The 25,658-nt window shown below is 60.2% G+C and carries 24 protein-coding genes; 9 read left to right on the top strand and 15 right to left on the bottom strand.

What is annotated here, in order from left to right; all coding sequences use genetic code 11:
* Positions 1–23: 23 nt before the first annotated feature.
* Genes V8359_RS13705 through atpD form a run of 10 tightly spaced genes read right to left on the bottom strand, consistent with a single transcriptional unit; the run spans position 24 to position 7,895 of the window.
* A complete protein-coding gene (locus V8359_RS13705) occupies positions 24–941 on the bottom strand; it encodes a F0F1 ATP synthase subunit gamma (protein WP_336429556.1) in 918 nt (305 codons plus the stop codon).
* Positions 928–2,478 (bottom strand): alternate F1F0 ATPase, F1 subunit alpha, encoded by a 1,551-nt coding sequence (locus V8359_RS13710; RefSeq protein WP_336429557.1) that lies wholly within the window; start codon positions 2,476–2,478, stop codon positions 928–930. The genes V8359_RS13705 and V8359_RS13710 overlap by 14 nt, the downstream gene beginning before the upstream one ends.
* Positions 2,475–3,317, bottom strand: a complete 843-nt coding sequence (locus tag V8359_RS13715) for a F0F1 ATP synthase subunit delta (protein WP_336429558.1) — start codon at positions 3,315–3,317, stop codon at positions 2,475–2,477. The genes V8359_RS13710 and V8359_RS13715 overlap by 4 nt, the downstream gene beginning before the upstream one ends.
* 4 nt (positions 3,318–3,321) lie before the next feature.
* Entirely contained in the window at positions 3,322–3,600 is a 279-nt protein-coding gene (locus V8359_RS13720; RefSeq protein ID WP_336429560.1) for a F0F1 ATP synthase subunit C, read from the bottom strand.
* A gap of 3 nt (positions 3,601–3,603) precedes the next feature.
* A complete protein-coding gene (locus tag V8359_RS13725) occupies positions 3,604–4,335 on the bottom strand; it encodes a F0F1 ATP synthase subunit A (protein WP_336429562.1) in 732 nt (243 codons plus the stop codon).
* On the bottom strand, positions 4,326–4,622 hold the full coding sequence (locus V8359_RS13730) for an N-ATPase subunit AtpR (RefSeq protein ID WP_336429564.1): 297 nt from the start codon (positions 4,620–4,622) through the stop codon (positions 4,326–4,328). Before V8359_RS13730 ends, V8359_RS13725 begins: the two co-directional genes overlap by 10 nt.
* The gene (locus tag V8359_RS13735) at positions 4,619–5,845 is read right to left on the bottom strand and encodes a cation:proton antiporter (protein ID WP_336429566.1); all 1,227 of its coding nucleotides are present in this window, start codon (positions 5,843–5,845) and stop codon (positions 4,619–4,621) included. The genes V8359_RS13730 and V8359_RS13735 overlap by 4 nt, the downstream gene beginning before the upstream one ends.
* Positions 5,838–6,122 carry an AtpZ/AtpI family protein gene (locus V8359_RS13740; protein ID WP_336429568.1) on the bottom strand — a complete coding sequence of 95 codons (285 nt, stop codon included), beginning with the start codon at positions 6,120–6,122 and terminating at the stop codon, positions 5,838–5,840. Before V8359_RS13740 ends, V8359_RS13735 begins: the two co-directional genes overlap by 8 nt.
* A complete protein-coding gene (locus V8359_RS13745; RefSeq protein WP_336429569.1) occupies positions 6,119–6,511 on the bottom strand; it encodes a F0F1 ATP synthase subunit epsilon in 393 nt (130 codons plus the stop codon). Before V8359_RS13745 ends, V8359_RS13740 begins: the two co-directional genes overlap by 4 nt.
* A complete protein-coding gene (gene atpD, locus V8359_RS13750) occupies positions 6,501–7,895 on the bottom strand; it encodes a F0F1 ATP synthase subunit beta (protein ID WP_336429571.1) in 1,395 nt (464 codons plus the stop codon). Before atpD ends, V8359_RS13745 begins: the two co-directional genes overlap by 11 nt.
* A gap of 321 nt (positions 7,896–8,216) precedes the next feature.
* Between atpD and V8359_RS13755 the strand changes: the two genes are divergently transcribed.
* The 6 genes from V8359_RS13755 to V8359_RS13780 all read left to right on the top strand — a co-directional run bounded on the left by V8359_RS13755 (position 8,217) and on the right by V8359_RS13780 (position 15,961).
* Positions 8,217–8,444 (top strand): hypothetical protein, encoded by a 228-nt coding sequence (locus V8359_RS13755; RefSeq protein ID WP_336429572.1) that lies wholly within the window; start codon positions 8,217–8,219, stop codon positions 8,442–8,444.
* Between the two features lie 69 nt (positions 8,445–8,513).
* Entirely contained in the window at positions 8,514–10,508 is a 1,995-nt protein-coding gene (locus V8359_RS13760; RefSeq protein ID WP_336429573.1) for a protein-L-isoaspartate(D-aspartate) O-methyltransferase, read from the top strand.
* 44 nt (positions 10,509–10,552) lie between these two features.
* A complete protein-coding gene (gene ligA / locus V8359_RS13765) occupies positions 10,553–12,550 on the top strand; it encodes an NAD-dependent DNA ligase LigA (protein ID WP_336429575.1) in 1,998 nt (665 codons plus the stop codon).
* A 12-nt stretch (positions 12,551–12,562) separates the two neighbouring features.
* Positions 12,563–14,284, top strand: a complete 1,722-nt coding sequence (gene polX, locus V8359_RS13770) for a DNA polymerase/3'-5' exonuclease PolX (RefSeq protein ID WP_336429576.1) — start codon at positions 12,563–12,565, stop codon at positions 14,282–14,284.
* A gap of 237 nt (positions 14,285–14,521) precedes the next feature.
* Positions 14,522–15,163 carry a hypothetical protein gene (locus V8359_RS13775; RefSeq protein WP_336429577.1) on the top strand — a complete coding sequence of 214 codons (642 nt, stop codon included), beginning with the start codon at positions 14,522–14,524 and terminating at the stop codon, positions 15,161–15,163.
* A 27-nt stretch (positions 15,164–15,190) separates the two neighbouring features.
* On the top strand, positions 15,191–15,961 hold the full coding sequence (locus tag V8359_RS13780; protein ID WP_336429579.1) for an SDR family NAD(P)-dependent oxidoreductase: 771 nt from the start codon (positions 15,191–15,193) through the stop codon (positions 15,959–15,961).
* 547 nt (positions 15,962–16,508) lie between these two features.
* On the opposite strand, the gene V8359_RS13785 is transcribed toward V8359_RS13780, so the two are convergent.
* From V8359_RS13785 to V8359_RS13800, 4 genes are all read right to left on the bottom strand, one after another.
* Positions 16,509–18,530, bottom strand: a complete 2,022-nt coding sequence (locus V8359_RS13785) for an ABC transporter ATP-binding protein (RefSeq protein ID WP_336429581.1) — start codon at positions 18,528–18,530, stop codon at positions 16,509–16,511.
* Positions 18,527–19,414, bottom strand: coding sequence for an ABC transporter permease (locus V8359_RS13790; protein ID WP_336429583.1), 888 nt, complete (start codon positions 19,412–19,414; stop codon positions 18,527–18,529). Before V8359_RS13790 ends, V8359_RS13785 begins: the two co-directional genes overlap by 4 nt.
* Positions 19,415–19,418: 4 nt before the next feature.
* Entirely contained in the window at positions 19,419–20,378 is a 960-nt protein-coding gene (locus V8359_RS13795) for an ABC transporter permease (protein WP_336429584.1), read from the bottom strand.
* A gap of 68 nt (positions 20,379–20,446) precedes the next feature.
* The gene (locus V8359_RS13800) at positions 20,447–21,925 is read right to left on the bottom strand and encodes an ABC transporter substrate-binding protein (protein WP_336429586.1); all 1,479 of its coding nucleotides are present in this window, start codon (positions 21,923–21,925) and stop codon (positions 20,447–20,449) included.
* A gap of 207 nt (positions 21,926–22,132) precedes the next feature.
* Here V8359_RS13800 and V8359_RS13805 point away from each other — a divergent pair, with 207 nt between their 5' ends.
* Entirely contained in the window at positions 22,133–22,828 is a 696-nt protein-coding gene (locus V8359_RS13805; RefSeq protein WP_336429588.1) for a Type 1 glutamine amidotransferase-like domain-containing protein, read from the top strand.
* Here V8359_RS13805 and V8359_RS13810 read toward each other — a convergent pair.
* Positions 22,820–23,797, bottom strand: a complete 978-nt coding sequence (locus V8359_RS13810) for a LysR substrate-binding domain-containing protein (RefSeq protein ID WP_336429589.1) — start codon at positions 23,795–23,797, stop codon at positions 22,820–22,822. The genes V8359_RS13805 and V8359_RS13810 overlap by 9 nt on opposite strands.
* A 67-nt stretch (positions 23,798–23,864) precedes the next feature.
* Between V8359_RS13810 and V8359_RS13815 the strand changes: the two genes are divergently transcribed.
* Positions 23,865–24,800, top strand: a complete 936-nt coding sequence (locus V8359_RS13815) for a ketopantoate reductase family protein (protein WP_336429591.1) — start codon at positions 23,865–23,867, stop codon at positions 24,798–24,800.
* Positions 24,797–25,651 (top strand): fumarylacetoacetate hydrolase family protein, encoded by an 855-nt coding sequence (locus tag V8359_RS13820; RefSeq protein WP_336429592.1) that lies wholly within the window; start codon positions 24,797–24,799, stop codon positions 25,649–25,651. Before V8359_RS13815 ends, V8359_RS13820 begins: the two co-directional genes overlap by 4 nt.
* Positions 25,652–25,658 lie beyond the last annotated feature (7 nt).

Genomic DNA, 25,658 nt, shown 5'->3' on the forward strand with positions numbered 1-25,658 from the left:
GCGGGCACCCGCGGGCTTTCAATTCAGGGTTTCGGTAGATCATCGTGATGGTCCTCGTGCGTTTCGTCGGGCGTGCTGACGGCCTCGAACCCCGCCACCACGTCGAGCAATTCACGAGTGATCGATTCCTGCCGCTTGCGGCGGTAGGCCGCAGTCAGATCATCCTGCCGTTCCTCGATATTGCGCTCGGCACGTTGCATGGCGGCAAGCCTTGTGGCGTGTTCGCTGGCCAGTGCTTCGGCCAGGGCGCGGTATAGGATCACGAAAAGCCGCTGACGGACGAGCCATGACAAAAGCTGCTCGGGTGGCATCCGAAAGAACGGCAGGCCCGGACCGGGCCAGTCGGCATCTGCCAGTCGCGCCAGCGTGATCTTGGGGATTGGTAGCAGCCGGCGTTCATGCGGATCGGCATTGACGCGGCCTTGCCGCCGGTTGTGAACGAGCCGGACGCGGGCCACCCCCTCTGTTCTGATCCAGCGGTCGATTTCAAGGATCACCGCCTGAACGGTCGACGTGAGGCCAGCAACGGAGCCCGGCAGGGCGAAACTCTGGTCGGGCGTGTGGCCTTCGGCCTCAAGCCTTGCGGCGGCACGGGCGCCTATGACGGCGAGGAAGACGGCCTGATCGCCCAAGCGGTCGGCGCCGAAGCGGGTGATGGTTTCGTTGTAGCGGCCACATAGACCGCGGTCCGATCCGATGACGATCAATGCCTCGCCACCCTTTCCGGGTGCGGTTTCCGGCAGGGGCCGACCGTGAGCGCGACGATCATGCAAGAGCGCGGTCAAGCCGAGTTCTATGGTGTGTTCGAAGTCCGCGAGCGCGGCCTCCGCCTGCTCGTACTGATGGATAGAAACCGCGGAAAGCGATTTCATGGTTCGGACGATCGACCGGATGTCGCCTGCGGTTTCAAGCGCTTCTGACAGACCTTCAAGCGTCTCCATCGTCCGCGGCCTCCTCCTCTTCTTCCGCGGTCTGCCCGAGCACGTCGCGCATCCGGCACAGAAGTGTCTCTCTATCTTCCTCCCGAAGCTTGTCTCCGTCGGTGATGCGCGCGGCGAGGTCTGACATTTCCTCGCGGACAAGTTTACAGATCTTGGCCTCGGCCTCGGCCACATCGGCGGGGTCGAGCGCGTCAAAGAGCCCTTCGGTCGCGGCCAGCAGGGCGGCGATCTGTTCCGGGGCGGAGAGGTGGACATGCTCGTTCTGTTTGAGAACCTCGCGCACCCGTGTGCCCCGTGTCAGCTTGGCCCGGGTCTCGTCATCAAGTTGAGTGCCGAAGCGGGCAAAGCTTTCAAGCTCTTCGAACTGGGAATACATCAACCGCAGGCTGCCGGCGACGGCGCGAAAGGCCGGAAGCTGTGCCTTGCCGCCCACCCGGCTTACCGAAGAGCCGATGTCTATGGCGGGCAGATGCCCCTTTTCGAAGAGGTCCGGCGAGAGGTAAATCTGACCATCCGTGATTGAAATGAGATTGGTCGGAATAAAGGCCGAGATGTTCTGTGCCTGAGTTTCGACAATCGGCATCGCGGTGAGCGACCCGCCCCCCTGTTTGTCGCGCAGATGTGTCGCGCGTTCCAGAAGCCGGGAATGAATATAGAAGATGTCGCCCGGATAGGCTTCGCGCCCCGGCGGTCGGCGCAGGAGCAAAGACAATTCACGATAGGCCCGCGCGTGGCGGGTCAGGTCATCATAGACGATCAACGCATCTTGTCCGGCCTCCATGATCTGTTCGGCCATGGCCGTGGCGGCATAAGGCGCGACGAATTGCAGCCCCGGCGCGTCATTGCCGCCCGCGACGACAACGATCGTGCGCTCAAGGGCTCCGCCCTCGCGCAGGCTCTGGATGACGCGGGCGACCGCCGAGGCGCGCTGACCGATGGCACAATAGATCGACACGACGCCGCTATCGCGCTGATTCAGGATCGCATCGACGGCGATTGCGGTCTTGCCGGTCTGCCGGTCCCCGAGGATCAACTCCCGCTGACCGCGCCCGATCGGGATCGCGGCATCCACCGCCTTGATCCCCGTTTGCAAGGGCAGGTTCACCGGCGCACGGTGCATGATCGGCGGTGCCGGGCGCTCGACGTTCTTGCGTGTCTTGGCCTCGATCGGTCCGCCATCGTCAAGGGGCTGACCAAGCGCATCGACCACCCGGCCCAACAGCGCCTCGCCCACCGGGACATTGACCACTCGGTTGGTGCGGCGAACCCGGTCTCCGGGCCTCAAACGTTCGGTGTCGCCAAGGACGATGACGCCAATGCGCCCCTCGCGCAGGTTCGAGGCGACCCCCATGATTCCATAGGGGAACTGCACCAGTTCGTCGGCGTGCAGATCGGTGAACCCGGCGACCTGCGCCACCCCGCTGCCGACCGACAGGATGCGCGCGATTTCGGCGGTTTCCAGGTCCGGCTCAACCTGTGACAGGGCTTGGTCCACCGGATCGAGGAGTGACTTTTCGAGATCGGCAAGAAATGTCATGCGTCGGACCGCTCCTTTTGGGTCGCCTCGTCCTGTCCTTCGTCGTCGTGGTCCTGATCTTCGGATCGCGAGGTTTTGGATTGTGCGGCCGTGTCGAGAATTTCGCCGATGGTCGCTTCCAATCGGTCGAGATGCCGCCCGGCGGACCATTCTGCGGTCTGCTCGCCGATTTTCAGCCGCAGACCGAGCAACACGTCTTCGTCCTCGGAATATTCGACCGGGATATCGGTCTCGAGCGTCTCGTGCAGGGCGCGCGTGATCTTGCCTCGGGTCGCGGAGCCAAGTGTGTGGCCGGTCGCCACGCTTGCGCCATCGGCCTTGGCAGCGGCATTCGACAGCCGTTTCGTCGTGTCTTCGTCAAGCGCGCCAAGCCGCGCCACGAATGTGGTGGCAATGCGTTCAGAAAGGTCGGTATCCGCGAAATCACGCAGCACCCGTTGCGTGACGTCGATAATCTGCGCGCCGGCGCGGCGCCTGAGATTGCGGACGAAGGACTCGCGCTCTTCTTCGAGGTTGCGCTGCCACGTTGCGCGCTTTTCTTCCATGTCCTTCTTGACCTTGGTTTCAAGTTCGTCGCGCAGGTCCTCGGCCTTCGCGCGTGCCTCTTCGAGTTTCTCCTCGCGGGACTCTTCGAGTTCGCGGCGCTCTTCTTTCAGGCGCTCGGCCTCGTCCTCGGCCTCGTCGCGGGCACTGCGGGCTTCTGCCAGCCGGTCTTCGATCCGGGTCTCGCGGCGGCGCATGGCCTTGGTGATCGGCCGATAGAGAAACCGCTGGAGCAGCCAGATCAGGACCAGAAAATTGACGATCTGAGCGGCGGTTGTGAGCCAGTCGATCTGCAAGGGTTCAGCCCCCGGCCGCTTGTGACGCAAGGTCGGTGAAAGGATTTGCGAAGATCAGGATCATCGAGACCACAAAGCAGTAGATCGCGGTGGATTCGATCATCGCCAGACTCACAAAGAGGGTGCGTGTGATCGTGGAGGATGCGTCAGGTTGCTGCGCGATCGCCTGCAATGCCTGAGCCGCGGCCCGTCCTTCGGCAAGCGCCGGGCCTATTGAGCCGATGGCGATGGTGAGGCCGGCGGTCAAAATAGAGATCGCGGCGATCCAGAGGCTCGGGTCCATGGGTCAGTCTCCTTTGGTGTTGGCAGTGTCGGGTTCGGGGTCATTCTCATCCTCGTCGCCGCTATGCGCTGGATGCGCGCGGCTGGCTGATGCGATGTAGACCATCGCGAGGATGGCGAAGATATACGCCTGTATCAGGCCGGTCAGCAGCCCGAGGAGCTGCATCACGATGGGAAAGAAAAAGGGTGCAATGCTGATCAGGATTCCGACGATGACGGTGCCGCTCATCACGTTTCCATAAAGCCGCACAGCCAGTGCGAGGGTGCGCGACAGCTCGCTGATCAGGTTGAAGGGCAGCATGAACGGCGTCGGGCTGATATAGGTTTTGAGATAACCGCCCAAACCCCGCCGCGCGACCGAGAAGAGCGGCACGGCGATGAGAACACAAATCGCCAGTGCGGCGGTGGTGGACAGCGATCCGGTGGGCGGCTGATAGCCGGGCACGACGGTCAGCAGGTTGGCCGTGGCGATGAAAAGAAAGAGCGTTCCGATGAAGGGCAGGTAGCGGCCGGGATTTTCGGCGCCCACCTCGTCGATCTGATCGCGGATCGTGGTGACGATCACTTCGAGCATCACCTGCCAGCGTGAGACGGTTTCGCCTTCGCTCAGCCGCGAGGTGATGAGCGCGGACACGACGACGAGGATGGCCATCACCAGCCAAGTGAAGGCGACCGTCGCGGTAAGTTGCCAGCCTTGCCACTCATAAATAATCCAGGCGTCGGGACTTATCTCCATGTCGGCCTCTCGTTGCCGGTGTCGGCGCGTCGCGTGGCCAGAATGCGGATGACGATGAACCCGGCCAACCCGGTCAGCAGCGCGCCGGCCCCGGCTCCGAGCGCGAGCGCGCCAGCGAGGGCACCCAGAACCAGCGCCGCCCGTGCCACCGCCAGCGCGATGAAGGCGATGGCGGCGCGTGGCCCTTTCAGCGCCTGCACCGACATCCACAGAAGCCCCAGATACAGGGCGCCGACTGCCGCCCCTCCAAAACCTGCGCCGATGAGTGTCTGAACATCCATTGTCATGTGGTGGCCTCCGTTGTTCGTTCTTCGTTTGCCAGAAGCCGTGACACGATGAGGGGCGCTACGATGCAGGTTGCCACCGCCGCGAGCACGGAGGCGGTATAAAGTTCTTGGGGCACCGCCCATGACCCGAGGGACAGGCCGTGTGCCATGACGATCAGAAAGATTTCGGCGCGCGGCACCATGCTCATGCCGATCAACCATCCGGTCTTTCGCCCGGCCACGGCCCAAGCGGCAAGTCCGGCCCCGATGAGCTTGCCCGCGAAGAGCGCGAGGAAAAGCGCCATCGCGAGCGTCAGGGCGGTCCAGATAGTCTCAAAGCCGACTGAAAGGCCGACCGAGAGAAAGAAGAACGGCCCGAACAGGGCCAATACATAGGCAAAGGCATCGTCAATCTGACGTTCTTCGGGATCGCGACTGAAGGCGAGGCCGGCAAAAATGGCCCCGATGGCCATCGAGAAGCCGAGCATATCGGCCAAGGCGGCAATGAGGAAAACAGTTCCAGCCGCGAAAACGAAGGGGCCGGTTTGGCGGTCAAACCGGCTGAAGAGGGCGGAAAGCCTTGGCTCCGCAAAGCGCGAGAAAAGATAGCATACACCTGAAAAGAGAGCAATTTTGGCAAGTTGGACACCACCAGCCCAGACCGCTTCGCCGATCATGGCGTTGCCGTTTTGCAGGTTCGGAACCACCGCGAAAACGATTCCGAGCAGAACCACCGCCGAAACGTCGTCAATCTCGGCCACGTCGAGCATCAATGCGCCGTTGTCGCTCTGCAAGGCGCTGGCCTCTTCCCAGGGGGCGGTCGAGATGCCAATGCTCGTGGCGCTTGCCGCGATCCCTGTGAGAAGCGCCGGGACCAGCCCGAAGCCTGGCCACGCCCAGATAAGCGCAAAGGCCAGCACGGCAGGCAGTATCATGTTTGGTAGCCAGATCGCCGCAGCGCGCCGCATCTGACCGGCAAGCCGACCCAGATCGCTTTCGATCCCGACCCGGAACAGGAGCGCAACAAGCCCGATCTGTGCCAGAAGTCCGATCCCGTCATCAAGGCGTTGTGTCAGAAACCCAAAACTTTGGTCGGCGGCAGAGATCGCGACACCAAGACCGATGAAGGCGACCAGAGCGGGCAGCGCCATCTTTCTTAGCGCGCTGCGCAGCGGAATGCCGAGCACCGCGACAACGCCGAGCAGGAGCATGAACTGCCCATAGCTTTCATGCGCTTCAGTCATCGCGCCCCTCCCGCTGCACCCAGTACCAGGCGTTCAGGCTTCCGAGGGCGGCACCAGCGAGGAGCAGGGCAAGGGTCCACGACATGTCACTTGGCCAGCGGCTGTCGATCCACAGACCGAGGGCGATACCGGCGATCACCGGCACGGCAACCGCCCAGCCGACCATGCCGAACATGGCCAGCCCGTGCCACGGGCTTTGATGCCGCCGCTTGCGGGCCTCTTCCATCGCGCGGGCTTTGCGGGCGATGGTTTCGGTTTCGTCCTCCTCCTCTTTCATCTCTCGGTCATCTCCAGATCGCGAAAGCGGCGGATCATGCTCGCCTCCAGCCGGGCAAGTGCCGCGCGCGCCTCGCGCTCGGTTTCGTCCTCGCGGCGGTATTCGTCCTCGACGCGTTGCCGCAGCCGCGCGAGATCATCCCCCTCGACCGCGCCGCGCACCGCCACATATACTTGTTCCCCACATTTGATCAGCGTGCCGGAATTCACCGCCACATAGCGGTCCGGGCCCTCCTCGGGCTCGTAGACAAGGATACCCGGCACCAGTTCGGACACGTAATCGCCGTGCCCCGGCAGAAGACCGAAATGCCCCTGAGGGGCCTCGGCGACGATACGGCGCACATCGCGGTCGATACAGCGGCGCGCGGGGGTGAGCACCTTAAGCCGCATCTGCGGTCTCCTCGATTTCGTCGACACTTCCGATCATGTAGAAGTCTCCCTCATCGCGATCCTGAAATTCCCCCGACAGGATACGCTCGCAGCTCGACAGGGTGTCTTCGAGCGGCACGAACCGCCCTTCCTCACCGGTCATTGCCGAGACCGAGAAAAACGGCTGGGTGAGAAAACGCTCGATCTGGCGGGCCTGCCGCACCGTGGCGCGGTCCTTCTCCGAAAGCTCTTCGAGGCCGAGCATGGCGATGATATCCTTCAGCTCGTCGTATTCGGCGAGCGTGTTGCGCACCTTGCGGGCCACGCGGTAATGCTGTGTGCTGACCGTGCTTGGCGTCAGCATCTTGGAAAACGACTGCAACGGGTCGATCGCCGGATAGAGCCCCTCGGACGCCTTCTTGCGCGATAGCACGATCGAGGCGGAGAGATGGGAGAACGTGTGTGTGGCCGCAGGGTCGGTGAAGTCGTCGGCGGGCACATAGACCGCCTGAATCGACGTCATCGAGCCACGATCGGTCGAGCAGATGCGCTCCTCAAGGTCCGCCAGTTCAGTGCCAAGAGTCGGCTGATAGCCGACGCGTGAAGGAATGCGCCCCAGAAGGCCCGACACCTCGGACCCGGCTTGAACAAAGCGGAAGATATTGTCGATCAGCACCAACACGTCGCGGCGGCGTTCGTCGCGGAACCATTCGGCCATGGTCAGCGCCGCATGCCCGACGCGAAAGCGAACGCCGGGGCTTTCGTTCATCTGGCCAAAGACCATGACCGTGTTGCCGAGAACCCCGGCCTCGTCCATCTCGCGGTAAAGTTCCTCGGCCTCGCGGGAGCGTTCGCCGATACCGCAAAAAAGGCTCACCCCTTCATATTCGGCGACCATGTTGTGAATCATTTCGGTGATCAACACCGTCTTACCCACGCCGGCACCGCCGAAAAGGCCCGCTTTGCCGCCCCGCTCCAACGGGCTCAGAAGGTCGATGGCCTTGATCCCGGTTTCGAAGATTTCACCCTCGACCCGGCGCTGCGACAGCGGCACGGGATCGCGCAGGATCGGGCGGCGCTGGACATCTTCCAAGGGCGCGCCTTCGTCGATGGTCTGACCGAAAAGATTGAACATACGGCCCAGCACAGCCTCGCCCACCGGCACCTCAATGGGCTGTCCGGTGTCACGCACGGGCAGGCCGAGCCGCAAATCGGAGGTGGGATCAAGCACGAGTCCCCGCGCAATGCCTGAGCCCGGAAGCGCCGCCACCTCTATGCTGATCTCGGGATCGCTGAGTGTCACCAACCGGGAGGCAATCGCAGGAAGCGGCCCCTTGAATCTTATGTCGGCGATACCGCCTTCGATGGCGACGATATGTCCGATCCGGTCATCACGCTCAGGCATAGGGACTCCTCCCACTTAAGACCTGCAATCTACGAGGCCCGATGGAGAAGTCATTGATCCAAGTTAAGGACACACGAACGCGCAGCGGACATGTGCGAGGGACATATCTCGCTCATCCTTCGCTTGCCGATCCTGACACGGGTCACCCCGGCAGGGGGTGCAATCCGAAGATGACGAGGAGGCGGGGCGACGCGCGTATGAGGGCGCCTTTGCCCTGATGGTGGCGCGCTAACATGTGTTAATGCGCGCACCGGGCACCGGTGCCATCCAAGAAGGAATTGCCGACATTCCCGCGCCACACCAAGATCGGAGACCTAGGACATGAGGACGTATCAGACCCGGCCCGGACCCGATGACGACCCCGAGAGGCCCACGCCTCCGCCCCCCGAGGAACCGGTAAAGCCGGTGCGGGAAGATCCGCCGGAGCCGGATGAGACACCCGAGCCGCCCGATGAAACGCCGCCACGCAATCCCGGCGAAATCCCGCAGCCCCCCGGCGAAGTCCCCTCACAGCCGCCTCCCGAGGTGCGGGCGACGTGGGGCGCTTGATTTCCAAGCAATGTCCGGGGGCCTCCGGCTAACCGATTTTGACCGAAATTCACTCAAACCGAGCGGTAGATGATGGCAGATATAGAGACCAAACGGGCCGAAATGGTCGAACGGCAGATAAAGGGGCGCGGTGTGCGCGACCCGAAAGTTCTTGAGGCGATGGGAAGGGTGCGCCGCGAGGCGTTTCTTCCCGAACATCAGCGGGACGCTGCTTACGCGGATCGCCCGTTGCCCATCGCCGACGAACAGACAATATCACAGCCCTATATCGTTGCCCTGATGGTCGAGGCGCTGGCCCTTTCGGGTGGTGAAAGAGTGCTCGAGATCGGGGCGGGATCGGGATATGCCGCTGCGGTCTTGGCCGAGATCGCGGACGAGGTTTTCGCCATCGAACGCCACGGAACACTGGCGTCCAAGGCGTCAGCGGCGCTTCAGGATGCGGGCTATGAGAATGTCCGGGTCCGCCACGCCGACGGCACGAAGGGCTGGGAAGAGGAAGCGCCATTTGACGCGATCCTTGTTTCTGCGGCGGCAGAGTCTGTGCCGAAAGTCCTGTTGGAGCAGCTTGCCAAGGGGGGACGAATGGTCGTGCCGGTCGGCAGCCATAAGCAGGCGCAGGAACTCTTGCGGTATACACGGCAGGGCGATGACCGGTTCGATCGGGAGGATCTTGCCGATGTCCGGTTCGTCCCCCTGATCGAGGAACCGGTGAACGAGGGGGAGCCGAACGGCGCGGCAAGGGTAATCGAGCCGCGCAGGCAATCAGGCGGTGATTTGCCAGAGCTGATCCGATCGCAGGCCGAGCCGTTCGAGACCATCGACGATGCATCGCTTGATCCGTTGATGGAGCGGATTGGTGACGCGCGGGTGGTACTGATCGGGGAGGCCAGTCACGGCACCTCGGAATTTTACCGGATGCGCGCGCGGATCACCCAGCGTCTGATCGAGGAGAAAGGTTTCAACATGGTGGCCGCCGAGGCCGACTGGCCCGATGCTGCACGGATCGACCACTACGTGCGCCACCGCGAGGCGTTGCCCGCCGATTGGGAGGCTTTCGCCCGCTTTCCCACATGGATGTGGCGCAACGAGGAGACGCGCGACTTTGCCGACTGGCTGAGTGATTGGAACGGGCGTCTGGACATGGAAGACCGCGCCGGATTTTACGGGCTTGATCTTTACAGCCTTTACACTTCGGCGCAGTCGATCATCGACTATCTGGAAGATGTGGACCCCGAACTCGCGCGGACCGCGCGGGCCCGCTATGATTGCCTCAGCCCTTGGGAAGCGGACCCGGCGGCCTATGGCAGGGCGGCGCTGAGTGGCGAGTATCGGGCATGCGAGACCGAGGTCGTGACCATGCTGGCCGATCTGATGCGAAAGCGGCAGGACTATACCGCGCAGGATGGCGACCGTTTTCTGGATGCGGCGCAGAATGCCGCGCTGGTGGCCAATGCGGAGAAGTATTACCGCGTCATGTATTATGGTTCGCGTGCATCATGGAACCTGCGCGACGATCATATGTTCGAGACATTGCAGAATGTGATGAATTTCCGCGGATCCGATGCCAAGGCCGTCGTCTGGGCGCATAATTCCCATATCGGAGATGCCCGCGCGACCGAGATGTCGCAGCGTGGCGAACGCAATCTGGGAGAGCTTTGCGCGCGCGGTTTCGGGACCGACAGTTATCGGATCGGATTTGGAACCGATCATGGCACAGTGGCTGCGGCAAGTACGTGGGGCGGCGAGATGGAGGTCAAGAATGTCCGTCCGGCCCACGAACAAAGCTATGAGCGGCAATTCCACCTGACCGACCTGCCCGGTCTGATCCTGCCGTTGCGCGCGGGCCAGGAGCTTGATGTCACGACGGCGCTGTCCCATCCGCGGCTGGAGCGCGCTATTGGCGTGATCTACCGGCCCGAAAGCGAACTGGCGAGCCATTACTTCGAGGCCGAGCTGCCGCGTCAATTCAATGAATACATCTGGATCGACGAAAGCCATGCGGTCAGTCCGCTGGATACGGATGTGAAGGAAGGGCTGCCCGACACCTATCCTTTCGGAACGTGAAACTGCGACCGGCGTGGGATACTTGCCAAGCAAGGAGTTGAGCCATGTCTGATATTTCGGATGACGCCGAGCGAATCGAGGAGCTGCGCGAACGGATCAACCGTCATGACCGTCTGTACTACGTGGAAAACGCGCCTGAAATTTCAGACTCGGAATACGATGAGCTTTTCAAGGAACTTCAGAAGCTGGAGCAAGATAATCCCGATCTTGTGACATCCGACTCGCCCACACAGCGCGTTGGCGCAGAGCCTGTATCCGAACTTGACAAGGTTGATCATGTCGCGCCGATGCTCAGCCTTGATGCGGTGCATTCCGTGCAGGAGATCACCGATTTCATCGAACGGGCCCGCGATGAGGCAGGGGACACCGACGCCACGTTTGTCGCGGAGCCAAAGTTTGACGGGCTGTCGATCGAGGTTGTGTACGATGACGGACGCTTCGTGCGTGGGGCAACCCGTGGCAACGCCGAGACGGGCGAGGATATCAGTCACACGTTAAGGGCGGTTCGCGCGCTTCCCATGCGGTTGGTGGACGCGCCGGATACGGAGGGCCAGATCGCGCTGCGCGGCGAAGCGATGCTGCCGGTCCCGAGCTTTCAAAAGCTCAACCGCACGCGGGTGGAGCGCGGTGATGCGCCGTTCACGACCCCACGCAACGCCGCTGCGGGCCTGTTGCGTCGGCTTGATCCGTCGCAAGTCGAAGAGACGCGTTTGGCCGTTACCTTCTACGATGCAACCGGAATAGACATCGACACCGCCGCAACGCAATGGGCGCTTCTGGACAGGCTTCGAGATTTGGGCCTGCCGGTTTTGGGTGACAGCGTGCGGTGTGGCTCGTTCGAGGATGCAAAGGAGTTTCACGGCACCCTGCGGGATAGCCGCGACGATTTCGATTACGAGATCGACGGTATCGTTCTCAAGCTTGACGCGCGCGGCGATCGCGACGCGCTTGGCACCCGTAGCCGCAGCCCGCGATGGGCGATAGCCTGGAAATTTCCGCCAAGGACCGAGGAAACCCGGATAGCGGATATCGTGTTCAGCGTCGGGCGGACCGGTGCAGTGACGCCTGTGGCACTGCTTGATCCGGTCGAGGTGGGAGGTGTGACCGTGGCGCGCGCCACGCTTCACAACATCGAAGACGTGCATCGCAAGGATATTCGCGTTGGTGACACTGTGCGCGTCGAAAGGGCTGGCGACGTGATTCCAGAAGTTGCCGAACGTGTTCCGCAGCCGGGTGTCGAGCGGGCGGACCCCCTCGAGATGCCTGATCGCTGCCCATCCTGTGGTGCCAAGATCGAAAGGTCGGGCCCTCACGCTCATTGCCCTGCGGGGATCGCCTGCCCGGCGCAGTTGCAGGCACGGTTGGTGCATTACGGCGCGCGCGGCGCGATGGATATCGAAGGTCTCGGCGAAAAGACCGCCGAACAGCTTGTCGAGCGTGGATTGGTGGAAGACATCGCCGATCTTTACGACCTGAGCGTGGCGAATCTGGAGGATCTGGACGGGTTTGCCCACCAGTCCGCCCAGAAGCTCCATGACGCGATCCAAGACCGAAAACAGGTGCCGCTTGATCGGTTATTGGGCGCACTCGGTATCCGTCATGTGGGCGCCGACGCCGCCCGCCGCCTTGCCCGTGCGTTCGGCACGCTGGAGGCTCTGAGAGAGGCGGCGACGCGGGATATCGACAGAGTGGCGGGTATTGGCACCGAAACCGCCGAAAGTGTTCGGGCGTTCTTTGCCGAAGACCGCAACCGCGAGGTGCTCGACCGGCTGTGTCAGGCGGGCGTGTCACCACAGCCGATCAAGGATGCGGGATCGTCGCTCGAAGGCAAGACATTCGTCTTGACCGGCTCGCTGAAAAACTGGACCCGCGAGGAGGCGACGGAGGAAATCGAGCGCCGTGGCGGGCGCGTGACGTCTAGTGTCAGCAGCGAGACCGATTATGTGGTCGTGGGCACCGATCCCGGCTCCAAACTCGAGGATGCACATGACGAAGAGACCGACATATTGGACGAAGACGCGTTCCGCGAGATGCTTGACTGAAAGAGAGGGGCGATGCCCGTACACAACAGTGAAATCGCGTCGATGTTCGACCATGTTGCGGACCTTCTTGAAATCGAGGATGCGAACCGCTTTCGCGTGCGCGCCTATCGCAACGCCGCCGACACGATCCGTGACCAAAGCCGGTCGGTGGCACAGATGCTTGACGAGGATGAGGATCTGTCGGAGTTGCCAGATATCGGTGACGACCTTGCCGAGAAGATCGCCGAGATCGTGAGCACCGGCCATCTGTCCATGCTTGATGACCTTGCCGGGGACGTGCCCGAAGCGATCGTTCATGCCACCCGTATTCCCACCATCGGGCCGAAGCGGGCGCGGGCGCTTTTCAAGGAACTGGACCTGGGATCGGTCGATGACCTGAAAGAGGCCGCCGAGGATGGCAGGATCGCGGAAATCGAGGGCTTTGGTGAGAAAACTCAGGAGAAAATTCGCGAGGAACTGAAAAAGAACGACATCACCGAAAACCGGATTCGGCTTGATATAGCTGAAGAATTTGCCGAGCCGCTTCTGGATTGGGTCCGGCAGATCGACGGTGTGCAAAAGGCTGATATTGCCGGAAGTTACCGACGGCGCAAGGAAACGGTGGGCGATCTGGATATCCTCGTGGCCGGTGACAAGGGTGATGCCATCATCGACCGGTTCACCGAGTATGACGAGGTCGAGGAGATCGCCTCACAGGGCAAAACGCGCGCGACCGTGACGCTGCGCTCGGGCCTTCAGGTGGACCTGAGGGTGATCCCCGATGCAAGCTGGGGGGCCGCGATGCATTATTTCACCGGCTCGAAGGCGCATAACATTGATGGGCGCCGCCGCGCGCAGGCGCGTGATCTGAAGCTAAACGAATACGGCCTCTTTGATGGCAAAGAGCGGATCGCCGGAGCGACGGAAGAAGAAGTCTATGACGGGATCGACCTACCTTGGATCGCACCCGTGTTGCGCGAAAACCGGGGTGAGATAGAGGCCGCCGAAAAAGGCGAGCTTCCCGATCTTGTGACGTTGGACGATATCAAGGGCGATCTGCACGCGCACACCAAAGCCTCGGACGGCAAAAACAGTCTGCGCGAGATGGCCGAGGCGGCACGAGACATGGGCCATGAATATCTGGCGATCACGGATCATTCAAAAAGCCAGACGCAAGCGGGCGGGCTGAGTGAGGATGATCTTGAGGCACAGATTGAGGAAATCGCCGCGTTGAACGACGAGATCGACGGTATCCGTGTTCTGGCCTCCTGCGAGGTGGATATCCTTGAGGATGGACAGCTTGATTTCCCGGATGCTCTTTTGAAGAAGCTGGATATTGTCATCGCGTCTGTGCATTCGAAACTCGATTTGTCCGAGAAGGCGCAAACCGAGCGGATCATGCGGGCGATGGATAATCCACAGGTCAACATCATCGGCCATCCGACTGGACGCATGATCGGTGAACGCAGCGCCTTTCCTGTCGATATGGAGCGGCTGGTGGAGACCGCCAAGGACACCGGCTGCATGCTTGAGCTTAATGCCAACCCGAGCCGGCTTGACCTCAGGGATGTGCAGTGCCGTATGGCGGCCGAACACGGTGTGCCAATCTCGATCTCGACTGACGCGCATTCCACAGGTGGTTTGGGCAACATGCGCTATGGGGTCTATCAGGCTCAGCGCGGCTGGCTCTCTGCGTCGCAGGTGATCAACACGCTAAGCTGGAATGACCTGTCAAAGCGTCTGCGCAAAGCCTGATGAGTCGTCGTTTTTAACCCGCGTTAATGATGATCGGGATGCATACGGGTAGCGTCCTCGACGTCAAGCAAGAGACGGGCACTTGGCGCATCAGACCGGGCCGCCCGAACTGTTAATGGGGGCCTTGTGGTGAACCGCAGGTTTTGCGCCACTGCCGACCGGTCATGCCGCATGGTTGGAAATATCTTGCCGCTGACGACACCGAAGGGTCCACAGGATCACAGAGGAGATACGATCATGAAGGGCTTTCACATGGTCGCCGGAAAGGGCACGGAAAAGGCGGCACAGGGACGATACGAATTTAGGGTATGGCTGCGCGATTGGCCAAAAGCGGCATCGGCGCTTCAGCGGTTCTGGCCTCTTGTCGGTGCTGAACGGCGGTCCGACATCTACCTGCTTAACGCGCGGAGCCCCTATCGACTTGTGAAGCTGCGCGCCGGCGACCGGCTCGAATCCAAGCGACGGGGCCACGAGCTTGGGCCGCTTCAGTACTGGGTTTCAAACTCCTATCCCATCTTTCCTCTCGCTCGCCCGGAACTGCACTTATTGGCGCAGGAATTGGGGGTGGCGAGGCTCCCGTTCGACGCCGGGCTTTCCCCCGCTCATCTTGTCGCGCGACTTGGCGCTTCGACACCGGAGATTATGCCCGAGCCGGTTTACAAGTCACGTCTGCTTTTCCGCAAAGGCAGCAGTCGCGTTGAACTGAGTCGGGTCGCCGCTGGTGGTCAGAACCGTGTCACGCTCGCGCTTGAGGATCCTGACCCGAAATCCGCCCTTCAAGCTCTCGACACATTGCGCATAGGCCATCTGCGCAACCGCTCTTATGGCGAGGTGCTTTGCCGTCGGGTGCTTCCACGAGCGGAGGCGAACGCGAACTGAACTCCAGCAATCTGAAAGGATCATCGAATGAAACGTCTCGAGGGGAAAACCTGTATTGTCACTGGCGGCAGCAAGGGCATCGGTAAGGCCACGTGCCTGCGGCTTGCCGAAGAAGGTGCGCGCGTCGCGGTGACCGACATCGCGGAGGATGATGGCAAGGCGGTGTGCGACAGCATTGCGGAGAAGGGGGGCACAGCAGCATTCTGGTCGCTGGATGTGGCGGATGCCGCGGCCGTCCACCGCGTCTTCGATGACATCGCCGAGCGGTTCGGTCAGATCGACGTTGTCGTGAACAACGCGGGGATTTCCGGGATTAACAAGCCGACACATGAAATTGAAGCCGAAGACTGGCAGAAGGTGATCGAGGTGAACGTGAACGGCGTTTTCTACTGCACCAAGGCGGCGGTGCCGCATCTTCAGAAGGCGGGCGGGGGCAGTATCGTGAACCTCTCGTCGATCTACGGATTGGTCGGGGCCCCGGATCTCCCACCCTATCACGCCTCGAAGGGGGCGGTGCGGCTGATGACCAAGACCGACGCGCTTCTTTATGCCAAAAAGGGCATTCGCGTGAACTCGGTTCACCCCGGCTTTATCTGGACCCCGCTGGTTCGGGAACTTGCCGAGGAGTCCGAAGAGGGCGTGGATGCCTTCCGCAAGGCGCTTGATGATCTGCATCCCATCGGCCATGTCGGAGACCCCGAGGATATCGCCGCCGGGATCGCGTATCTTGCGTCGGAGGATGCGAAGTTCGTGACTGGGTCGGAGCTTGTGATCGACGGTGGATACACGGCGAAATAGGAGTCCGCGAGGGTGATAGCTTGGTCGCGGTGTCGCGCCGGGGTGGTTTCCCTATCCCGCGCATATCGGCTAAATGAAGGCCGTTGAGGTCATCGGGCTGAGATCAAGGCGTTTCGCCTTTCGCTGATGTCTTAGGACAAAGGCAAAACGCTTTGGTCTCTTCATCGCTCGTGAGTGGTCATGGGGGACGAGCAATTGATGATGGCCAGTACGCAGGATTCGTAGGTTCTGCTGATCAAAGCCGTTCGCTGTGGGCGCTATGAAAGCCTGCTTTGCGGACGAAGCGGGCTGTCGCACATGCAGCGTTTGCTCACGCAGAAATCCACCGCGTCTGCGGCAGGTCCTTTGCTGCGAGTTAACCTGCGTTGTCTGGGCGATCATTGGCACACCTCATCAAACGTCGAAGCCAATTTCGCGTTTCCGTTGCGTGCAAGCGGAGCCAGAAAAGGAAAAACTTTGTCATCGAAAACTTCAACACAAAGAAGGGGTCGCCGTAGTGATTGACGGGTATTCACCTCAGCGGCACACTGTGCGCAAGTGCCATTCCTCAGCTGGAGAGGTCTTCGCGATGGCACCAGATGATATGTCCGTCTGCAAAATCCCGGCGTGGCGGGGCCGTTTCTTCACAAATTGATCCGATGCGTTTGGGACAACGGCGCTGAAAGGGACAGCCGCTCTCGGGGGGGCTAAGCTCGACCACATCGCTTGCTGCCAGGGTTGGGGTGAAATCCGGATCAGGCTCGAGAACAGCGCCCAAGAGAATCTCTGTGTAAGGATGCGCAACTGATCCGTAGACATCTTGTGTCGAACCGAGTTCGCAAAGGCGCCCCTGATAGAGAACGGCGACGCGGTCGGACAGCGCCTTGACCACGGCAAGGTCGTGGCTGACGAATATGTAGCTGGTATCATTGTCACGCCGAAGATCGTCCAAGAGTTCAAGCACCGCAGCCTGAACAGAGACATCAAGCGCCGAGGTGATTTCGTCGCAGAGCACCAGCTCGGGCTGCGCCGCGAAGGCGCGGGCGACGGCGACGCGCTGTTTTTCCCCGCCTGAGAGTTGGCTGGGAAGCCGGTCTAGATAGTGCGATCCAAGGCGGACCTGTTCCAGCAATTCGGCTGATCGATCCAGCAAGGCCTGTCCGGTTAACCCGAAATAGAGTTTCAGCGGCTGGGCGAGTATCTGAGAGATGGTCTGGCGCGGGTTCAGGCTTTCATCCGGGTTCTGGAAAATGAGCTGCACCTGACGAAGATGTCGGCTGTCTCGATCCTCTACCTTTGCTGGCAGATTTTCCTGATCTTTGAGTGTGGTTTTTCCGCGAATTGGAGGCAGCAAGCCGGAAATCGACTTCAGGATGGTTGATTTTCCCGACCCGCTTTCGCCGACCAGCCCCAGGGTTTCACCATGGCGAAGCGCGATGCTTATGCCGTCGACGGTGGCCACTGTGTGTGTCTCGCGCCCCAGCAACCGGTCGACAAGCCCCGGTTGGGTGTAAGAAATCGCAATGTCTTTCAAAGTCAGCGAAAGTGCCGCGGGCAGGTTTCGCATCCCGGTTTCGCGTTCACCGGTCAACGGGATGGAGCGAACGTGTTCAGGCAAATGACAGCGCGTGCGGATTCCGTCGGGCTGTGGCGCCAGCTCTGGTCGACTTGTTCTGCATTGCTCGGTGGCGATGGCGCACCGAGACACAAAGGCACAGCCCTCTCCCGCCTGACCCGGTGCTGGCGGACGCCCGTCGAGCGCGCGAGGCAGACATTTATCCGACAGCTTTGGAATTGAAGCGAGCAAGCCGCGCGCATAGGGGTGCCCCGGATCGCGCAAGACCTGTCGTGAAGCGCCTTCCAAAACGACTTCGCCCGCATACATCACCACGACCCTATCGCAAACGCGCGCGATCGCGCCCAGATCATGGCTGACATAGACCATCGCCATGCCGGTATCTCGGGCAAGATCGCGCAACAGTTCTAGAATGTGCGCCTGGGTCGTCACATCCAGACCGGTTGTCGGTTCGTCCAGCAACAACGCTTCAGGTTCTCCGGCAAGTGCCATTGCAATCGCCACCCTTTGCTGTTGACCCCCCGAAAGCTCGTGTGGGTACCGCCGGGCAATTGCTTCCGGATCGGGCAAGCGCACTTGGCCGAGCAGGTCGATGACACGCCCGTCAAATCGGTCTTCGCTCAAAGAACTATGCAGCCGCAGTGCCTCGCGGATCTGCGCGCCAACCCGCAAGCTCGGGGTCAGGGATTGGCCGGAATTCTGCGGGATCAGCCCTAATCGCCCGCCGCGAATGCGTTCAAACGCGCGCTGGTCCTGCGCAAACATGTCGATTCCGTCAAAATGGGCTTTGCCCTCGAGGACCTTCAGGCCAGTTTTCAGGTAACCCATCATCGCGAGGGCAAGTGTGCTCTTTCCAGAACCACTCTCGCCGACCAGACCTATGCTTTCTCCGGTGCCGACGGATAACGAAATATTCCGCAAAACCGGCAGCATCCCTCCGGCTCGGCCACGGAACCCAATGCTGAGGTTTTCAACGTCGATAACAATCTTTGAAGTCTCGGTATCTCGCATCATACAGGTGCCTTTTGCGCGCGATCGATGCCAAGGGCCTTGGCCAAGGCGTCCGCGGTCAGATTGATGCCGATGATCAGGGACGACAGTCCGACCATCGGGGCGAGAACCCCAAGCGGCGAGAATGACATGAAGCCGCGCGCGTCAGCGATCATGAGACCCCAGTCAGGCGTGGGAGGCGACACGCCGAAGCCCAGAAAGGACAATGACGAGAAGGCCAGCAGCATCCACGACCAGCGCATTGCACCCTCGACCAGCAGTGCGTCGCGCACATTAGGCAATAGTTCGCGCCAAATGATCGTTGCTCTTCCATGCCCCCTAGCGCGAGCGGCCTGAATGAAATCACGGGCAACGACATCATGGGTGGCGGCGCGTGCGATCCGGATTACAGGGATGCCGTAGAAAAAAGCCAATGTGGGGATAAGCACCTCGATCCCTGTCCCGAACGTGACGATCAGGACCAGCATTTTCAATATCCATGGCAGCGATAGAAACGCATCCACTATCCGCATCAGAACCTCGTCCAGCCGCCCTCCGGCCAGACCGAAAAACACCCCGACCAGACCGCCCCAAAGCACCGCAAGCGGTGAGGCGATACCTGTGACAAGGATGGCTTCACGTCCTCCAAGCAGGGTTCGGGTCAAGATGTCGCGGCCCAGATGATCAGTCCCGAGCCAATGCTGGGCCGAGGGTTTGGAAAGCATCAGGGTCGAGTTCATTTCGGTATAGTCATAGGGCACGAGCCACGGGCCGGTCAGAGCCAGGATCAGGTGCGTTGATACCAAAGCCAACCCGATTGCCCCCGAAGGACGCGCGGAGATGTCTTGTAAAACCAGAAGAAGCCGCTGGAACGGACCCGGACGCCGGTAGATAGGAATATCTGTCATTGGCTTAAACCCTGCGCATGTGAATTGTCCGCAACCGCGGGTTGGCAATCATGGTCAGCAGGTCGGCCAGCAAGTTCACGCAAACATAGACCGACGCGATGATCAGGGCGATTGCCTGTGTTACCGGCAAATCGCGATCCGAGATACTGTCGATCATCATCCGGCCCAGACCCGGATAGTTGAAGACGGTCTCGATCACGACCACTCCGCCCAGCAACCACGCGATTGTAAGGGCCACCACGTTGATTGTCGGCAGAAGCGCATTTGGCAGAATATGTCGGAACACGATTTGCCAGTAAGGCACGCCTTTCAGAAGAGCCATTTGTGAATAATCCGACGCAAGAGTTTCGATGACGGAAGATCGCACTGTGCGCAGAATATGCGCGGTCATCACAAGTGTCAGAACCCCAATGGGCAAGAGCACTTCGGGAAAGAACTCTATCAATGGTGCGTCGGCAGAGGTCAGAACAATACCAGGAACCCAACCCAGCCAGACCGAGAAGACAAGGATCAACAAGGTTGCCGAAACGAATTCAGGTATCGTCATCGCGGAAATCGCAGTGGTCGAGACAAAGATGTCTACCGGCCTGTCGCGCCATAGGGCTGCAACGATACCAAGGAACAGCGCCAACGGAATGCCAACCAGCATTGCGCCCGACGCAAGAAGCAAAGTGTTGCGCAACCGATACCCGACAAGTTCGGAAATCGGTTTCTGTCCGTTGGCCGATAGACCCAGATCGCCCTGCAACGCGTTTGTTGCCCATTCCGTGTACCTTGTAAGCGCCGGGCGGTTGAGCCCAAGATCCTCACGGCAATTGGCAAGCAATGTGCCTTTCGCCTCGCGCTCCAAAAACGCTGTGCAAGCATCGCCGGGAAGCATTTCAACACCGGCAAAAATGATCACGGAAACAAGCCAGACGGTGATCGCCCCAAGGCCCAACCGTCGCAAGAGCATGGACAGCATTACTTTATCCAATCGCGAGAAAAGGGATGAAGGAGATGGGGGCGCATGTCGCGCCCTCATCAAAAAGGTCAGTTGACCGTTACAAGGTGCCAGCGCACTGCGTTGTTTTCTACCGCATCAAGGTTATCGACCCGCGAGGTTGTCCCGACCAAACGAGTCACATGATAGGGGATAAGCGTGCCCGCAGTCTCCCAAAGATGCTCTTGTGCCTGAATATAGAGCGCACGCCGTTTGTCGAAGTCCAGCTCCTGTCGAGCCTGTGCCAGAAGCGCGTCAAATGTGTCATCCTTGTAGTAGCTTTCATTCCACTTGGCCGTGCTCAGGTAGATCTCGTTCAGCGCCTGATCCGCCGGGCGTTCGTTCCAGCGTGTTGTGACAGCATCCTTTTGCATCCAGACTTCGCTCCAGAAACCATCTGACGGCACCTGAACTATATTCACCCGGATCCCGGCAGCGGCAGCCTGGTTTTGGTAAACCTCGGCCAGAATGGGCCAGGTCGGCTCCAGCGTCGCAACGTGCAGTTCAACGTCCAACCCATCGGGATAACCCGCTTCGGCCAAAAGCGCCTTGGCACGTTCGATGTCCTGTGGGCAGTCAATATCGGCGCGGTACTGATCGCGCGCACCAACAGGGGTGTCGCAGGCAACTACAGCGCCGCCACCCATCACAAGATCAACCATGCCTTGACGATCCGCCGCCAGTCGAAGCGCCTGACGCACGCGCGGGTCGTCAAACGGAGCCACATCGGTGCGGAAGACAAGGCCACGCCAGTTACCGGTCGGGATGGTTTGAATGTTGAAGCGATCCGATCCTTCCAGCATCACCTTCTGCTGAGCGGTAATGCCCCGCTCCATGTCAATCTGCCCGCCAAGCAGGGCCTGAAGGCGCGCCTGCCCGTCGGTGATACCGATGATTTCCATTTCGGCCACACCCGGAGCACCTTCAAAATAGTCCATGTTGGCTTCGAGAGTGGTCGTGCCTTCTGCATCAAAATCGATCACGCGGAACGGACCGGTCCCAATCCCGGTTTCAGCGATCATATCGCCCGAGTCTTCGGGGATTATTCGCAGGCGGTAGTCCATCAATAGGAGCGGCAAATCAGCGAAAGACCCATCCAGGGTCAACTTTATCGCATTGTCATCTACCGCTTCGACCTTGTTGATCATGGCAATGGCCGACCGCGCCGGGCTGTCCATATCCGGGTCGAGTACGCGCTCCAGCGAATAGACCACGTCTTCGGCCCCAAAGGTAGACCCGTCGTGGAACATGACACCGTCACGCAGTTTCAGCGTCCATTCTGTGGCATCTTCGTTGGCGGACCAGCTCACCGCCAAGTCCGGCGATGGGCGTCCCTCCATGTCAGGCCGCACAAGGCGGCTCATGATTTTTTCGGTAATCTGAAACACTCGGCCCTTCGAGATCGGGTCAAGGCTTGAGGCCGATCCCGATCCAACTTCATGCGCCTGACGAAAGACGCCGGTCGGCTCGGCCCAGGCCAGTGAACCTGAAAGCGCCAGAGCAGAGACCGCTCCTAGAATAGTTTTCATTTTTTCCTCCCATTGGGGCCCTCCAAACCGTCGTTGTCAGGCGGAGACACCTCCCTGAGAGTCCTGCGGGCATGCCGTTTGGTCAAACGAAAAAATATACGGTCATGGGTGGCAATATATTTATCCATGTCCGGCCAAAATGATATTTGCACCAACGGGCGAAAACAGTTTTGACTAAAGCCATCAACGGGGCTCGGGGACTGTGAAATGGATGCAAACAATGTCATTTTGACAATCGGCGGGGGCGGTTTCACCCATGCATCTGACCCGGAACTTGATGATTTCTGCCTCCGTTTTGTTCCGGATAAACCGAACCTGGGATATATTGGTTGGGCAAACGATGACGACGAAGAGCGGGTGATCAGGTTTTACGATCGGTTCCGCGATGTCGCGGGATCATCGACACATCTGGCCCAGGGCGCTTCGGGGTCCGAGACGCGTGACTGGCTTGCAGGCAAGCATATGGTCTTTCTGGGAGGTGGCAATACAACCCGCCTGATCGCCGCGCTATCGTCTGATGACCAGATGGCGCATTTTGCAGCGGCAAATGCGAATGGTTGCGTGTTGGCCGGCGTCAGTGCCGGTGGTGTTTGCTGGTTTGACTGGATTTTATCTGACTCCGGCGGATGCGGATACGTGCCTTTGCAAGGCCTGTCGCGGGTTCGTGGCGGTGTTTGCCCACACTACAGCTCCGAAGTCGCCCGAAAGCCGTTGTTTGAAGCTGCGGTTGCACGCCGCGTTGAGGGCGCCGCCTATGCGATCGATGACGGCGCATGCACTGCGGCAGTCAAAGGCGTGGTTCAGGGGTATTTCTCGGCACGTGATACCGGTGCAGCCTATAGGATAACGCGCCAGAGCGGCACGGTTGGATCAACGCGTCTCCCGATCTTTGAGTCAAAGTGAGCTGGCGGTTTTGGCTTCGGCTTCAATCCATTCACACACGGTGCGGATCGCACTGTTCTTGCGCGCGTCATGATGCTCCAGCAGGTGAAAGGCCCGGGTAGGCCGCAAATCAGTTTCGAAGGGTTTTATCAACTGGCCGCTAGCGACATCGCCATCCATGAAAGGAAACACACCAAGTGCAACACCTTGCCCATCCTTGACGGCACGCTGGACCATATTGGAATCGACAATGGTCAGCTCGCTTTCGATGGTCAGGTCCAGACAACCGGCGAGCACGAACCAATTTTCCCATTCACTACGGTCATGCTGATGGATGATCGTCAGTCCGGCCAATTGACAAGGATCCGTCAGTGGGCCGGTTGCACGCGCAAGATCCGGGCCGATAATCGGAGAGTATCGTGCCTCCATAAGGCGCGTCGCCTCAAGCCCCCGCCATGCCCCGACGCCCCAATCAATCGCCAAATCCGATTGCATCTGGTTGCTATCGGTGATCCGTGATCCGTGATGCACCACGAGGTCGATCTTGGGATGCTCCTTGCTGAACTGAGCCAGTCGCGGCCCCAACCAGCGAGATCCGAAAATCGGGCCAACAGCAATTGAAACAGTTTTGCGTGGCACCACGATGTGTTTTTCGACTTCGACCTGTATTTCGTCGAAAGCCGAGGTAAGAACCCGGGCAAGTGAGCCGCCACGCTCTGTCAGGCTGACCGCCCGCGTGTGACGGTTGAACAGTTTACAGCCCCAGTCTTTTTCAAGCTGCCTGATCTGATTGCTAACCGTTGTCGCGCTGACGCAGAGTTCGGCTGCTGCGTCTTTGAAACTGAGATGACGTGCGGCGGCCTCAAAGGTTCGAAGTGCGGTAAGCGGCAATCGCCGGGCATTTATCGGCACGTCATTCCTCCGGATGAATGAAGAATTTGCAATCCATAGCGCCCGCAAATCTCGTTTGTCAAAATCATTGTGAACCATGACCCTTCGACATGGATGAAACCTAGCTCTTTCTTTCGACGGAGCGACAAATAGGGGAAATGCCTTGGTGAAGGTCGCCATTTTCGGAGTCGGAGCAATGGGGTCGGTTTACGCTGCCCATTTCGCCGAGGCGGGACAGGACGTCGTGGCGATTGATCCCTGGAAGGCCCACACAGATGCCATATGTGCCGATGGGCTGCGGCTGGAGGGGCCGGGCGCTGATCGAATTGTCAGCGGAATTACCGCGTCCGGCGATCCCGGTCTGGCGCGCGGCGCTGATCTGATCATCATAGCGACCAAGGCATCCGGGGTCGGCTCGGCGGCGCGCGCCGTGTGTCCATTCGTGACCCCTGACACGACCGTTCTGACCATTCAGAATGGGCTTGGGGCCGACGAGCGGATTACCCGCCATCTGTCCAAAGAAAACGTGCTGCTAGGTGTTGCCGACGGGTTTGGTGCGTCGATGCAAGGGCCGGGCCATGCGCGCCACACGGCCATGAAGCTGATCCGGTTGGGCGAATTGACAGGCGGCCTGACGCCGCGACTGGAACGCATCGCCTCGCTCTGGCAGAACGCGGGCCTGACCGCGCGTGCGTTCAGCGATATACACCAGCTGATCTGGGAAAAGCTGCTGTGCAACGTCACCTTGTCTGCCCCCTGTACCGTGCATGACTGCACCGTCGGAGAGCTGATGGGCCATCCTGCAAAATGGGCTGAGGCTCTGGAATGCATGCAAGAGGCCTATGCTTGCGGCAACGCCCGGAAAATAGCGTTTTCATTCGACGATCCAGAGGCCTATGTCACCACCTTCGCCAACATGGTGCGACATGCCAGCCCTTCAATGCGACTGGATCACCAAGCTGGTCGCGCGTCCGAGATTGACTTCATCAACGGGGCGATCCCGAATATCGGTGAGCAATACGGCATCCCAACACCCGTCAATGACCGTCTGAGCGCAGAAGTCCGTGCCCGTGAAGCAAGCTTCGCCAGAGCAGTGCAATGAAGATCGCCAGTTTCCATTCAGCCTCAGGGCAAAGCTACGGTCTTGTTTCTGCGGACGGGCTGCACCCGGTGACGACGGATTTTGCAGCACAGTATACCAGTTTACGCGCGCTTCTGGACGCCGGTATGTTGGAAGAGCTTGCCGGTAATTGCGCGAGGCTGGCGCTGGATTTGTCCTCTGTGCAACTCTTGCCGCCAATCCCGAGCCCTTCAAAAATCCTCTGCGTCGGCCTGAACTATCGCAAGCCTTACCCCGTGGCCGGGGCCGCTGTTCAGTCAGACGATATCGTTATTTTCGGGCGGCACGATGACACGCTGGTTGGCCACGGCGCATCGCTTGAAATGCCCATAGGTGACGCGGCGTTCAGCTTCGACTTCGAAGGCGAAATCGCTGTCGTTATTGGCAAAACCTGCCGCCATGTCACCGAAGCAGATGCCTTGTCCTATATCGCGGGCTATGCCTGCATGAATGAAGGATCGGTGAGGGGCTGGCAGAAACATTCGGTCCATGCGGGAAAGAATTTTCTCGCGTCCGGGTCATGGGGGCCGTGGCTCACCACAAAGGATGAGGCCGGGCCCATTGAAACCATGGCATTGATCACGCGGGTCAACGGCAAGGTCATGCAGCAGGCAACCGGCGCCGACATGATCCACTCTTTGCCCAAGCTGATCGCCTACATGGCCCATATCACCCAGTTGAACCCCGGCGATGTCATTGCCACCGGGTCACCTGATGGCACCGGCGGCAGCCGGAGCCCAACAGCCTTTTTAACCCCCGGCGACGTGGTCGAGGTCGATATCCCGGCCATTGGCATGTTGCGCAATCAAGTCGCCGCGCAGGCGGCCGAATAGGACGACA

Source organism: Roseovarius sp. E0-M6 (assembly GCF_037083845.1).
GTDB lineage: Bacteria > Pseudomonadota > Alphaproteobacteria > Rhodobacterales > Rhodobacteraceae > Roseovarius.

What these genes read in the sequence shown, in the direction of transcription:
- V8359_RS13705 (WP_336429556.1), bottom strand. Translation starts at nt 941, where the DNA reads ATGGAGACGCTTGAAGGTCTGTCAGAAGCGCTTGAAACCGCAGGCGAC.
- V8359_RS13710 (WP_336429557.1), bottom strand. Translation starts at nt 2,478, where the DNA reads ATGACATTTCTTGCCGATCTCGAAAAGTCACTCCTCGATCCGGTGGAC.
- V8359_RS13720 (WP_336429560.1), bottom strand. Translation starts at nt 3,600, where the DNA reads ATGGACCCGAGCCTCTGGATCGCCGCGATCTCTATTTTGACCGCCGGC.
- V8359_RS13725 (WP_336429562.1), bottom strand. Translation starts at nt 4,335, where the DNA reads ATGGAGATAAGTCCCGACGCCTGGATTATTTATGAGTGGCAAGGCTGG.
- V8359_RS13730 (WP_336429564.1), bottom strand. Translation starts at nt 4,622, where the DNA reads ATGACAATGGATGTTCAGACACTCATCGGCGCAGGTTTTGGAGGGGCG.
- V8359_RS13735 (WP_336429566.1), bottom strand. Translation starts at nt 5,845, where the DNA reads ATGACTGAAGCGCATGAAAGCTATGGGCAGTTCATGCTCCTGCTCGGC.
- V8359_RS13740 (WP_336429568.1), bottom strand. Translation starts at nt 6,122, where the DNA reads ATGAAAGAGGAGGAGGACGAAACCGAAACCATCGCCCGCAAAGCCCGC.
- V8359_RS13745 (WP_336429569.1), bottom strand. Translation starts at nt 6,511, where the DNA reads ATGCGGCTTAAGGTGCTCACCCCCGCGCGCCGCTGTATCGACCGCGAT.
- atpD (WP_336429571.1), bottom strand. Translation starts at nt 7,895, where the DNA reads ATGCCTGAGCGTGATGACCGGATCGGACATATCGTCGCCATCGAAGGC.
- V8359_RS13755 (WP_336429572.1), top strand. Translation starts at nt 8,217, where the DNA reads ATGAGGACGTATCAGACCCGGCCCGGACCCGATGACGACCCCGAGAGG.
- V8359_RS13760 (WP_336429573.1), top strand. Translation starts at nt 8,514, where the DNA reads ATGATGGCAGATATAGAGACCAAACGGGCCGAAATGGTCGAACGGCAG.
- ligA (WP_336429575.1), top strand. Translation starts at nt 10,553, where the DNA reads ATGTCTGATATTTCGGATGACGCCGAGCGAATCGAGGAGCTGCGCGAA.
- polX (WP_336429576.1), top strand. Translation starts at nt 12,563, where the DNA reads ATGCCCGTACACAACAGTGAAATCGCGTCGATGTTCGACCATGTTGCG.
- V8359_RS13775 (WP_336429577.1), top strand. Translation starts at nt 14,522, where the DNA reads ATGAAGGGCTTTCACATGGTCGCCGGAAAGGGCACGGAAAAGGCGGCA.
- V8359_RS13780 (WP_336429579.1), top strand. Translation starts at nt 15,191, where the DNA reads ATGAAACGTCTCGAGGGGAAAACCTGTATTGTCACTGGCGGCAGCAAG.
- V8359_RS13785 (WP_336429581.1), bottom strand. Translation starts at nt 18,530, where the DNA reads ATGATGCGAGATACCGAGACTTCAAAGATTGTTATCGACGTTGAAAAC.
- V8359_RS13790 (WP_336429583.1), bottom strand. Translation starts at nt 19,414, where the DNA reads ATGACAGATATTCCTATCTACCGGCGTCCGGGTCCGTTCCAGCGGCTT.
- V8359_RS13795 (WP_336429584.1), bottom strand. Translation starts at nt 20,378, where the DNA reads ATGCTGTCCATGCTCTTGCGACGGTTGGGCCTTGGGGCGATCACCGTC.
- V8359_RS13800 (WP_336429586.1), bottom strand. Translation starts at nt 21,925, where the DNA reads ATGAAAACTATTCTAGGAGCGGTCTCTGCTCTGGCGCTTTCAGGTTCA.
- V8359_RS13805 (WP_336429588.1), top strand. Translation starts at nt 22,133, where the DNA reads ATGGATGCAAACAATGTCATTTTGACAATCGGCGGGGGCGGTTTCACC.
- V8359_RS13810 (WP_336429589.1), bottom strand. Translation starts at nt 23,797, where the DNA reads ATGGTTCACAATGATTTTGACAAACGAGATTTGCGGGCGCTATGGATT.
- V8359_RS13820 (WP_336429592.1), top strand. Translation starts at nt 24,797, where the DNA reads ATGAAGATCGCCAGTTTCCATTCAGCCTCAGGGCAAAGCTACGGTCTT.